This window comes from Alicyclobacillus sp. SO9 (genome assembly GCF_016406125.1).
GTDB lineage: Bacteria > Bacillota > Bacilli > Alicyclobacillales > Alicyclobacillaceae > SO9.
Genome location: NZ_CP066339.1, coordinates 742,891 through 755,158, shown reverse-complemented (window position 1 = coordinate 755,158; position 12,268 = coordinate 742,891). Strand labels below are relative to the sequence as shown.

8 protein-coding genes are annotated in these 12,268 nt (G+C 53.0%); 1 reads left to right on the top strand and 7 read right to left on the bottom strand.

Features of this window, described 5'->3' with window-relative positions; all coding sequences use genetic code 11:
- Positions 1 to 44: 44 nt before the first annotated feature.
- On the bottom strand, positions 45 to 2,612 hold the full coding sequence (locus tag GI364_RS03280) for an Ig domain-containing protein (RefSeq protein WP_198852295.1): 2,568 nt from the start codon (positions 2,610 to 2,612) through the stop codon (positions 45 to 47).
- A gap of 395 nt (positions 2,613 to 3,007) precedes the next feature.
- On the opposite strand from GI364_RS03280, the gene GI364_RS03275 reads away from it, so the two are divergent.
- Positions 3,008 to 5,137, top strand: a complete 2,130-nt coding sequence (locus tag GI364_RS03275) for a helix-turn-helix transcriptional regulator (protein WP_198852294.1) — start codon at positions 3,008 to 3,010, stop codon at positions 5,135 to 5,137.
- A gap of 89 nt (positions 5,138 to 5,226) precedes the next feature.
- Here GI364_RS03275 and GI364_RS03270 read toward each other — a convergent pair whose 3' ends face one another.
- From GI364_RS03270 to GI364_RS03245, 6 genes are all read right to left on the bottom strand, one after another.
- Positions 5,227 to 5,544, bottom strand: a complete 318-nt coding sequence (locus GI364_RS03270) for a reverse transcriptase family protein (RefSeq protein ID WP_198852293.1) — start codon at positions 5,542 to 5,544, stop codon at positions 5,227 to 5,229.
- 139 nt (positions 5,545 to 5,683) lie between these two features.
- On the bottom strand, positions 5,684 to 7,984 hold the full coding sequence (locus GI364_RS03265; RefSeq protein ID WP_198852292.1) for a hypothetical protein: 2,301 nt from the start codon (positions 7,982 to 7,984) through the stop codon (positions 5,684 to 5,686).
- A gap of 14 nt (positions 7,985 to 7,998) precedes the next feature.
- Positions 7,999 to 10,557, bottom strand: coding sequence for an ATP-binding protein (locus tag GI364_RS03260; protein WP_198852291.1), 2,559 nt, complete (start codon positions 10,555 to 10,557; stop codon positions 7,999 to 8,001).
- A gap of 11 nt (positions 10,558 to 10,568) precedes the next feature.
- Positions 10,569 to 11,252, bottom strand: coding sequence for a TcpE family conjugal transfer membrane protein (locus tag GI364_RS03255; RefSeq protein ID WP_198852290.1), 684 nt, complete (start codon positions 11,250 to 11,252; stop codon positions 10,569 to 10,571).
- Between the two features lie 16 nt (positions 11,253 to 11,268).
- Positions 11,269 to 11,631, bottom strand: coding sequence for a hypothetical protein (locus tag GI364_RS03250; RefSeq protein ID WP_198852289.1), 363 nt, complete (start codon positions 11,629 to 11,631; stop codon positions 11,269 to 11,271).
- Between the two features lie 32 nt (positions 11,632 to 11,663).
- A complete protein-coding gene (locus GI364_RS03245) occupies positions 11,664 to 12,248 on the bottom strand; it encodes a metal-dependent hydrolase (RefSeq protein WP_198852288.1) in 585 nt (194 codons plus the stop codon).
- Positions 12,249 to 12,268: the final 20 nt, after the last annotated feature.

Here is a 12,268-nt window from a genome sequence, read left to right as displayed (position 1 = left end):
TTCAAATTTCAGATAGTTACATTTCGATTTATATATAACGATACTTACGGCTTCTTTTTGCGTCGTCCGCGCCACAGCACCCAGCCTCCCAACGTAGTAAGGGATGTGCCCCCGACGGTCCATGGAATGGCATCTATCCCCGTTACAGGAGTCGTTGCCCCAGTTACAGTAGTTGAGCCCGCCTGCACCGGCGATGTTCCTTGTTGTCCTGTTGTGGACGCCTTCGTACTAGTTGAGGTTTGCACAACCACGAACTGCGGGTCTGAACTGAATTGAATAACTGCTTTACCCGAGGAGACGGTTGCGGAAACGGCAATCAGTTTTCCGTTTTGCAACTTGTACACCTTTTCCCCCTCACGAATATTTTGATTTTCGATGGTCAAGGTCAGCGGCTTCTGGGGCGCTGCCCCGGAGAATTCAACGCTAAACACGACAATCGGCTTACTTCCGCTGGGAAACGACACGGAGGGAGAGAGCGCAGAAGTGTTGGTCGTCGCCAAGGACAATTGTTCCCATTGAGAAAAAGCACCCTGTGGTACGTTCAGCGTGATATGGATGCTCTGAGAACCGCTTGACAGCGTGCCGCCAGATGGGCCAAATGTGTGTGTGGCGAGGACGGTCTGTCCAGGACTGGAATTCGAGCTTCCTGAGCTTCCTGAGCTTCCTGAGCTTCCTGAGCTTCCTGAGCTTCCTGAGCTTCCTGAGCTTCCTGAGCTTCCTGAGCTTCCTGAGCTTCCTGAGCTTCCTGAGCTTCCTGAGCTTCCTGAGCTTCCTGAGCTTCCTGAGCTTCCTGAGCTTCCTGAGCTTCCTGAGCCCGTAGGTGGTGTCACCATAGGTTTGTCTGTGAGAACTGTATCTGTTGACGAAGCAGCGCTATGAACACCCGATGCAGCAGTTGCAATAACGGACACCTGGTAGGACGTGGCGGCTTTCAGGCCTGTGAATGTATATGTAGTGCCACTAGCGCTGGCCACTTTCGTTCCATTAAGATAAACGTCATAACCGTGTGCTCCTGGCACTTGGTTCCACGTCTCTGTCCAACCGCTTGTACCCACTTGTTGGTGCGTCAGACTCTGTGGTGCTGCAAGGCCAGTGGCGACCACATCCTTGGCGGATTGTGATCCCTCGTAGGTACCAACGAGTGCGCTGATGGTAACATTGTAGGACTGTCCAGGGTTTTCGTTTTGAAACATGTAGGAGGTCCCGTGTACATTTTTCACGAGTTTGCCATTTAAATAGACGTTGTAGGAGGTGGCTCCAGACACGCCGCTCCAAGACTCCGCCCAGCCTGTGGTGGTCACGTTGGTGTGCTTCAATCCCGTGGGTTGGATCACGGTTGGCGCGGTGACTGCCAAGGTATAGGGAATGTCCACTTTCAGGGCTGGCTTGCCGCTATCTGTGACTTGAACCGTGAACTGGCTGGTTCCTGTACGCGTGGGTGTTCCGCTTACAGCCCCGCTTTGACTGTCAAGTTTAAGGCCTTGCGGTAATGACCCTTTGACTATCGTCCAGTTGTACGGAGCCGTGCCGTCCGTCGCCTGCAGTGTCGCCGTGTAGCTTTCATCTACAGACGCGCTCTGCAGGGTAGTTGGTGTCACGTCCAGTGCAGGTGTGATCGCGATGGAAGGCTTACCGGTAGTATCTGTTGTGATACTGGTATCCATAGCGCTGGCTTCGACGTAGCTGGCTCCTGCGCCACCTCCTCCGCCGCCTGTGGTCGAGGGAGTGATTTGACTGTAATCTATTCCCCCTGCAGCTCCGCCGCCACCGCCATAATAACCGCCGCCACCCGCGCCGCCGTCACCGACGGGTGCGTTGACAGTGACGCTGCTTCCGCCACTGCCGCCAGTTGTGCTCGTTCCAGTCAAACCAGCTGGACCGTTGACACCTGAATCGTGATATGGGACAGGGGGACCTCCACCGGTGGACGCTTGATACGTCAGGAAACTGCCTGCTTGACCACCGTTACCTCCGACAGTATTCATCCCGCTTTGTCCGCCGTCGGATCCTGTCAGCCAGACTAAGCCGCTGTTGCTAAAGGCTTTGCTGTTGCTGCCATTTTGTGTACTGCTTCCAGCGTTACCGCCATTTCCTGCACTAGTTGACGGACTCTGTCCCTGAGCACCCCCACCGCCACCGCCGCCAGCCACTAAAAGCCGCGAACCGGCACTGTTCGGAGTAGTCGCAGGATCGGTGCGGATGTCCGAAGCGCCGCCCCCGCCCCCGCCTGGGTAGGAAGATGCGCCTTTATCCGATCCCCCGCCGTTGAATCCGCCTTGGGTCCCTCTTGCATTTCCAGCCACTTCCACATATAAGACTTCTCCTGGTGTGACGGGCAGGTAGGTGCTTACCTCTGCGCCTTTACCTCCCGTCGATCCGCCCTTTCCGCCCGCTCCTTCTCCACCAGTTGCCGTAACATGGATAAGTCGGACGCCACTAGGGACGGTATATGTCTGTTCATTGCCGGTTGGTTGAAATGTTGCAGTTGCCGTCACGAGTGTGCTGGCCCACACTGGATTGATGGAAACGAGAGCAATGCCGCCCGTCGACAGTAGTACCGATGTGAGACCACCTGCTGTAATGCGCAACGCTGTTTTGGAATTGGACAACATAAGGTAACATTCCCCCTGAGTCTTTGCATCTTGAAACACGTCCCTACGAAAAATCTGTGAAAACAGGGACATGTCTCTCCTAATTCAGACATTTTCAAGTATAAAGTGACTTGAAGTGAAGGATGTTTCACATTTGTTTCACATTTGTTTCGACTTTTTCTCTTGACGCCGAAACAAGGAATAACGGCGAACTGATTCATTAACTGATTCATTCAGTAGGAGGATCGCCATGGCAGATTCAATCAGGAGGAATTTGTTGTAAAATTCAACGATTTCTCAAAGTAAGCATGCTATAATAAGGAGAACTAAAAATTGCAATAATGTTCAGATGTCTCGTGCGAAATCAGCCAGTGTAACATAATATGATTGCCTTGGCACTCTGATAGGGGTTTATCATGAGCGACAAGAACTCAGGACAGCACTCTAGGCTTTCCAATGTATATCCAATACAACTCTATAAGTCCCATGCCTTTACCGCAAGGGACCCGGAGCTACGCAACATCGAGTCTTGGTTGAATACTGACAAACCGAGCACATACCTCGCATGGATTTCAGGTATCGGAGGAATTGGAAAGACCACTCTGATGATGGAAATGCGCAACTTGTGCAGGCAGGCGTCTGTACGAACACTATGGCTCGACGGACGAACATGTCTGCGCATGCCTTCCGATTTTCTTCTGAGCATCGACATGACTCTTCAGTATGAATACGGCCTCGCTCATGACACGGAAGTCCCATTGCTAGAGCACATTCGGCAGGCGCTCTCTGCGCATCGCACTGCCATCTTTCTTGACAACTGTGAACATATCGACGTCATCGAAAGCTGGTTTCTGTCCAGTTTCTTATTCCAATTACCTCCTAAGGATGTTCTGCTCGTCTTGGGAAGCCGTACCGAACTGCCGATAAAGTGGCGCTCGCAGCCGAATTTTAATATTCGGATCGAGCAGTTCATCCTAGATGTCTTTACACCCCAGGAAATCGCGGCATACCTGCATCAGCATCAACTTCCTGATGAGGTCGTGGACACAGTTGCTCAGAAAACACAAGGGCATCCTTTGTCACTCGTTCTTGCTGTTGATGCCCTGCAGCGAAGCTCACAGGGGGCAGTCCAAGCAGTCCAAAGCATTGATGGAATCATCAGCGCTGACATTCTGAAGGAGGTCACTACCTCGGACCTCTACGATGCATTGCAGGTGCTCTCAGTCCTCCCCGGAGCTCAACTCATGCACATTGAAGCCCTGACAGGAAAATCGATGAGTATCCAGTCGTACCAGCAATTACAGGAACTGTCCTTTGTAGGATACGATGGGCAAGGGTTGTCGTTACAGCATGATATCGTCACACAGGTGCTTCGCCGTACGTTTTACCAACGCAATGCAGCGGCATTCCGCAGGTATTGTAAAAATGCAATCATGCTCCTTGCGGAGCAATACCCCAGCGCAACCAAACTAAAGCAGATGCAAATAGCAGTGCATGTGCTCGAACTATATCTGGAGTTCATACCTGTACACAGTGACTATGCCAATTTTCCTTCTTCCGCAAGGCCGGGCCCACAAAAGTCCTTTGAATTGGCTGATTTACCTCATTTGCACCGAATGTTGGACAGTGCTATTGAGCTTGGCACATGGCTGTGTGAATTTGTTGAACCAGATTCGTACCATGAACTGCTTGATTTTATGGCATTCAATTATCCGCAAGGAATTCGTATTGTGCGGTCCGAATCAGGAGTACCGTTGACTCTGGGTATCAGTGTATGGCTGCACGAAGGCACGTTGCCTCTACTTGAACGCTACGCGCCCCGCTACCTTCAAGATGCGCTTGCGCAGGAATTGCCAGACCTGCAGACACGGCCCGAAGAATTTATGGATTCACTTTGCCTACTTATTTCCATTGTAGATGTGACAAATCGTCATCATTTACCGGAGAAGCTAGGCGTTTTGAGTTTTATGGACTGGTACACGCTGGTAGGAGCGGGAGCCCGGTTGATCGTAGCTAGTGGTGATGAAATTGTAAATCAGCTGATGCGGCAGTTTGGGTACAGAGAGAAGCTGACCCTTCCAGAGGAGAGGGCTTCTGATGGCATCAGTGTCTTCGAGTTGGATTTTCGAAACGAAAATTTCCTCCGTTGGGCGAATACTATGGCATTGCAACTGGATAACACGCAGACACCGAATATTTTGTTTGCACAGCCGACGAAGCTTGCTGTTTCGCGCGAAGAGGTTGGGCAAATGCTGAAGGACTTATATCGGCCGAATGCACTTGGAAATACCAATTTGGCACAACGGCTCCAACTCACCGGAACTGAGTTGCAACAGCACTTGCAATCCCTGTTGCAATCGTCGCCTCCAACAATGCCGTTGACGAAGCTCCATCAAGACATCCTTCGGGAAAGCTATGGACGCAAGCAGGTTACTAAGGCAGCGCTAGCCGGAATGTTCAACATGAGTCGGACAACGCTACATCGTCACACTCGTCAGGCAATTGAAGCCTTGGCAGAGGCTCTCGCTACGGCGTACTCGAAGTAAGTTTATGACATTCGCCCTAGTGAAGGCGACGGGAATATCCGTTTCTCCATCAATCTTTGCCTGCGGAATCCCACTCGAGGATGCAAACCTTAGCGGTTTGAAACCGATGCCGTTCCCTCGCATAAACCGCTCGCCCACTTTTCTTTGGGCATTTCTACCTTTCGAACTGGGCTTGGGCGATATTTGCCGTCCTGAATGGATTGTATAAGCGTCTCGCCGTGCTCTTTGAGATATTGTAAGAGTTCGTCTACTTTCATCCCATCAGTGCCGTGAGCTCCTTTATTTGCTTTGACCTTCTTGAACACTTGGTTCAAGTTATCTCTACTTACAATCTTCTCAAGCAATCTTTGTTCCGACTCTCTTACGTTGGTGTTGTTGTTTTCAGTTATCCTTACAGGATTGGACACTCCCGCATATCCTTAGTGTTCCGCACTATCTTTCTGAGTGGAGCCTTCGCTTTGAAGTTGGCTGACTTTCGCTCCTGCGTTGGTAACATTCATGGACTAACACCTCTTTAGATTCCACCCTTCCCTGACCCATGACCTACTACCGTGTCCGCCCGAACACAGGAGGTTTCGCACCTTTCGACCTCCGTTGTTGAACGCTGGCGTCACGCACTGTTCGGGAGGGAAGTGTAACCCGTTGTCTGCCCTCTCCACGGATGATCTTCCGAAACGTCCAAACTTGCGCGGACTTCGGCTGCGACACACGCTGTGCCACGGGTGCTGTGCGAGCTTCCGTCTTTGATACACGTCCATCCATTGACGCCTTGGGAGATGCATTCACAGATTGCAGTGTTGGAACCCGCCGCTCAGAAGGTGTCAGAGGACGTGTCCTGTTTCCTATCCCATTAACATTTCTGCGAAATCTCCGAACTTTCGTGGGGTTCCTCTGCGATACACGATGTGCGGCATGTGTAGCACGATCCTTCACACTTGAACTGCGTCTATCCTTTGACGTCTTGGAAGATACATTCACAGATTGTGCTGTGGGAACGTGCCCCCCATCGAATGTCAGAGGCGTTGTCCAGCTGGATGTTCCATCAACACGGGGTGTCTCTGAACGCTTCGCTTGCGACAGGAGATATTTCCTCCCTGTTCCTTGATACACCCTTTTGGCTTTGAGTGAGCTTGGCAATCCGTTCGTCCATTTCCCGACAGAAGCTTCTATGAACTTTTCCTTTGCTCCATGCGGTTGCACAGAGATACGGCGTTTTGGGGACCTGCTGCTTGTGTTTGTATCGGCTCTATGAGTATTACCCTCTTTGTTAGTTCCACTCGAACTTGTACTGGAACGGGTTCCGCCCCCTGCACCTTTGTTGAACCCAGTGGAACGTCTGGCACTCCGCCCACCACTTCTGCTTGCCCCTCCTGAAGCGGAGGCATCACTGTCTGTGCTTCGATTCCGTCTGCTTCCTTGTGCCCGCTGCAGCCTGCTTCTCAGCAGGGTTGTTTTCTGCCGTGCCTCCTGCCGCACATCCCGAGCCCGGTCCCGCCACGTCCAGCGATAGTCATCCGGTAATTTGGTTGTCAGCTCTCGCAGAAAACGCCCTCGGAAAAACAAGAGTATCAAGAGCACCACACTAATGATGATGAGGCTCAGTTCCTGTCCTACCGTTGAACCGGACAAGCCATTGGAGATGAGGTTCATGACAAAGAGACTGAGGCCCAGATACAACGCATTGAGGGTCTTCATGATGAGTTGTCCGGCGGCGCGTTTTAGCAGCTGCAGCAGCTTGTTCCATCCGTAATCCGGGATGACGGTCAAAGGCAAGATCACGGCACACTCCACCACGGTCAGTAAGAACCCGAACGTAAGGGCAAACAACAACGCGCCCATCCATGCGAAGAATACGGCAGGTACCAGACTGACTAAAGGAAACGCCAAATTGAACGCGGCCATTTGCAAACGTGTCATGGGACTGCTCTGGGGACTGTCCTCTGAGGCATATTGATAGAAGTGACCTCTTGGAATATTAGAACTGTACAACACTTTGGCGAGTTCGGTTCTCCCCTGTCCCCCACCGTTTGTCGAGAGCATTAGCGAGACCCAGTTTTGGCCGGGCTGGATGTGCTTTGTCTTCCCACCATTCCCTTGATAGGTTTGCCCCACTTCTTGCTGGCTCACCTGGAACTGGTTCAAATTCAAAGAAGACGTCCCAAACTCCCCTGCTTCCCAAGGCAGCAGTACATAATCGTCCCAGACCACTGAGAGCGCCGGATCCACATTCGGTGTGACATGCGGACTGCCTTGTGCCTTTTGTCCCAGTTCAGAGGCTACGTTCAGAAAATACGAGGACGCTGCATCATCGAAGTTCGTCACGCCATCAATGAGGCCGCTGAAATGGGTATAGAACGCCACGGCGAACCCGGAAACGAGGACAAACATCAGGAGAATCTGCAAAATCGAAGCATGGTGACTGCGCGCGAACCGATACAACAAGAAGATCGCCATAATGGCAAACGCCCCTGGCAACAATCGCGTATAAAAGGCTGTATATCCAGCGGCCAACACATGCGACAGTTCCTGCACAATCGGCCCTGTAATCTGTTTCGGGTGAATCGCAAAATCCAGAAACGCCAGCATCAGGTACATGATGTGGACCTTCATTTGTTCCAACAGATTGGCAATCTGATTCATTGTTGTAGGAACCGTACCATGGAGCGGATTAAAGTGAATCCCGCTCTTGATGAAATAGTCCCAGACGTAGTTGCCAAAGGGGTACTTTTTCCACCCGACAGGACTCGCCATCCCGGCTGTGGCAGCAAAGACAGGAGGCCCGACAACAACCCAGGTGAGGACTGACGTCAGGATGCCGGAGAGGAGGAATCGCCCACGCTTGTGCATCTCCCATCCCCTCCTCATGCTCGTTGTAGACGCACCTTTCGTTGTCTCTTCTTGCCCTCTGTCTCTGTACCACCTGGCGTGGTAGAAAACGCCTCTTTCAGGGTTTCTGGAAGTAAATCCACTTGCAGCTCCCCGACGTGCCCTTCAGGGTCCCTCACCAATCCATGCCCGTTCCCAAACTCGGAAAATACTTTTTGCCAATCCTCATCATCCGGGAGATTCAAAATCTGGACTGCGTGACGGACCTGGACATTGGATTCCAGCGTAAAAAACATGAGCCAGCCGAGATTGGCGGTCAAGTCGTCGTTTTCATCCTTTGGCAGCAGCACATCCGGGTTCTGAATGCCCAGAACGAGAATCAGGTTCAAGGCCCGCCCCAGCAACAGAATGCGATTGATGAGTTCCCGACCTTCGGGGATGGACCGCAAAATCCACGCCTCGTCGATGAGGAAGAACTTTGGGATCGCAGGGTCCGCTTCCATGAGTTTGCGCAGGCCAATCTGTGTCGACAGATACAACATCGAAACAGCGAAACGCTGCGGCTCCCGCCACTTGTCTGGATCCGGCATGCTCCGGTCCGGAAACTCCAGATTCCGCAAACTTTGCACCACCAGTTTGGCATCCGCCAGCGTCTGATTCGCCTCATCCTGGCCAAAGACACACTGCGCTACCGGGTCATGACGAAATTGGTCCAGCGTGCGACGAATCAAGGCGGCCGTCTGCCGCTCTTCCTCGTTTTCCCCTTCTGCCCCAACTTGTGCGACACAAGCCAGAAAAAATTCCATATCCCAAGACTCCATCTGATACAACTTATTCAGCGCAGCGTTGACGACAATAGCCGCGTACCGGTCCTCTCGGGATCCGGAGATATTGAGTAAAATGCCCAACCAGCCTTGGGCAATGGCCCTTGCATCTCCAGCGTCAGCGGCCAGGTGAAAGGGCGTAAACGCGGCCCCTGCCTCCCGGCCATAGCGCAACCAGTAGGCATCAGAGGCCCATCTCTGATAGAGACTAAAGTACTCATCTTTCTTGGGATCAAGCGCATATCCCATGCCGCCTAATGCCAGCAGCTTATCCGTAATATTCTTCATGGTCATGGACTTCCCGGATCCGGTCACCCCAATCAAGGCCATGGAACCGGAGTGATTCAGCACGCGCATGGGTCGTTCCGGATCCATAAACACAGGTTTCCCGCTACGAATCAGGTGACCAAAGAGAAATCCAGAAGGGTCTCCCAGGGTACTGGTCCCAAGCGGGGCTCCACATGCCACCACCCGAGGTTCAGCGGGCACCTTCCAGGTCGAATGAACCCCTCCCGTGAAGCATGGAAAGAATGCCTGCCACAACGCTCTCGCATCTCCTGGTGGATGGACCAGGCGGGCATACCCATCCATCTGGTTAATGAGTTTCTCCTCCCGTTCCAGGAGCTTCTGTTCATCGTCTGCCCCAATGGCCATGAAAGACTGAAATTCGACCAGGGGCATCCCTTCCTTCAGCTTGGCTGCCAATATGGGTGCATCGGCCAATCCATCCTCCACGTCCAATTCCACGTCTCCATCTTTGGCCAGCTCGTCCCACTGGTCTTCCGCAGCCCCTTTCTTGCGATGAACCTTGGCTCTGGCAACGTGTCCTGGAATCACTTCAAAATGGATACACGCATCTACCGGAAAATCCAGTTCCTCCAGCGGTTCATACAACCATTCGTTCCCCAGGTCCTCGATGCCCTCCGCGAAGTTGGACAGGGCCATGACAGACTGGTAGCTGGTCTGTTGATTCGGGTGTTGGACCCGAACCCGAAACAGGTCCTCTACCACATCTGCTTCGGCAATTTGCAGCATGGAAGTGCGCAACGGTCGAATCACCGTTGTGTTCTGCTTCGTAGACAACAAGACGGGCAGCTGTTCCGGGAGAACACTTTGCGGCTCCTCAATTCCTCGAAAGTACGGTTTGCGATGTAACCACTCCAGCTCTGCCGGTGTGGCCCGCTCCACCTTGCCGTTCATGGCCCCGTTCAGTTTGGCCATCAATTGACGGTCCACACTGTACGCAGACTGCAGCAAGTCATCCGACAGTTCCTTTTGCGTCCCTTGCCGCAAGAAAGCGTCCAGCGCACTTTGGCCGATGTCCATGATGCCATTCATAACCTGCCGTCCCGCTTTTTTCAGCGTCTCTTTCCACGCGTTGCTGTCGGTCAACAATTGGTCCAGCCGCAGATTAGCGGTAGACGTTCGCAGTGGCAGAATCAAGTAGACTCTGCGCTCATAGGCCAGGCGATACTTCAACTCTGTCATCGCCGCATCTACATGCTCCTGCCAATACTTATGCGACGATCTCGCCCGCATCTGCTGCTCCAATTGCTGTCGAGACAACTGCTTGCTCAAGCTGAGCAGCATGCCCTTCCCCGTGTAGTTGTGCAAAAACCGTTCAAAGCGGTCGGACACGGCCAACCGTTCCGTTTCTGCCCGAAACTCATAGGGGAACTGGGGCAACTTGTATACCCCCCAGGCTTGTCCCTCCACATCAAAAATGCGATTGTCTTCCCAATACATTGCAGGAAACAGTTTGTGCGCCACCTTCATCCCCCCTAAAACCGAATTTGATGATCCCGTACGTCCTTCGACGCCTTCTGCCCGGGTTGGAATGTGGGTACCGATGTGAGCGTCTGCCACTTGACCTCCGTGCCCGTCAAGGACAACTGCCCAGGCTGCAACCCTGTGGTCGCTTTCTTGGTATGACGGGGTGTGGCAGAAGAAACAGCACGCTGGATGATATATCTGCGTCTCTCCAGCCTTCTCACATCCACCGGCACGTGGGTCTGGAGCTCAACGGGATCGCCTTGAATGGAACGCACTTCTACCGGCAGCGCACCAGACTGTACCTGGTTGCCCTTGGACAACAACCAGCCCACATCGACTTGGAGGCTCCCAGGAATGCGCCCTGCTGCCTTGATGGGGTCCCAGCCGTTGCTGTGATGGGCACGAAAGAAATAGGCAGCAAGATTCATCAACCACACCGGAAAGGGTTTCCCCTGCATGTCCATCCGTGTTGCCAGCCACGCTCCGGCAAACGCCAGCATGGGGGTGGCGATGAGACGGTTGATCCCCAGCGTCCAGTGCAAAACCGGTGCTACAATCGCAGCAGGCAAGAGGCAAATGACAAACGCCAACAGCCCATCCAAGGGGACACTGATGCCTGCGGGGAACTTGAAGTCCCCCAGGCTGGTCAAGGTCGGGCGTTGATGAAACAACTTCCGATAGGTTCTGTTCATGCCGTTTGCCCTCTCCTTACAGTTGCTTGAATAGACCGCCTACCCAGGACACAAACGTTCCGAGAGCCGTGGGTTCTGTGAGAATTACCAGCACGATGGTCGCGGTAATCACCAAGGTCACCAGCTTGGTATGTTGGTGACGGACGAAGTACCAAACCGCCATCGCCCCCAGTGCCAGTAAAAAAATAGGCACAATCTGCGGCATCAGGTATTGATACATGCCTGCACCCGGACCGCTGGAACTGGAGACGGAAGGCTTGGAAATGCCACTGAGGGGGTTTGAATTGGCCAAAGCCGTCACCACACTGGCCACGCTCGATATAAGCCCTGCCATGAGACCGATGAATCCTTTTCTGAGTTTTCTTCCAAATTGGAACATGTTTCATTTCTCCTCTCTCCCTGTACATAGACCTAGAAAGTGATGATGCTGAGAATGTGATGCGAGAACGACGTGACAAAGGGGACGTGGCCAGGTAAGTGGGCAACCGCAAAGGCAGCGGCGATGAGGACTACCAGCAACGTCAAGATGGCGTGCAAGAGTGACTCTCGTCCGGACTCCACAGGAATGGCAATGGGCTCTGGTAACACCTTCACCCACCATGGAAGCGGCCAAAGCAGCTGCACGCCCTGTGGATTCAATAAATCTGCCAGGGGATGAGAAGCATACCCAATCCACAAGGCAAAGGCCACACTTCTCCAGGAAAGCCCCAGTGGCAACGGAATCTGCACTACTCTCAGCAAAACCACCCACAAGAGTGCCAGGAATAACAAACTGTGGGTGACCGTTCTGTGCCTAACAAACCGACCGACAACCTGGCCAAGGGGAATCTTGTGGGCAATCCAGCTCTCTGGCTGGTCAATGTCCGGTACCGGAGCCGCAAGGCCCGCTGCCACCACCAGGACGGGGGTCCACCAATGCAATCCGGCGTGGGTCTCTACCAGGACCATCTCCATAGACAAAGCGCCCACCATTTCATGGGTCTTGAAATTCAGCACCCTCACCTCCAAAGAACCCC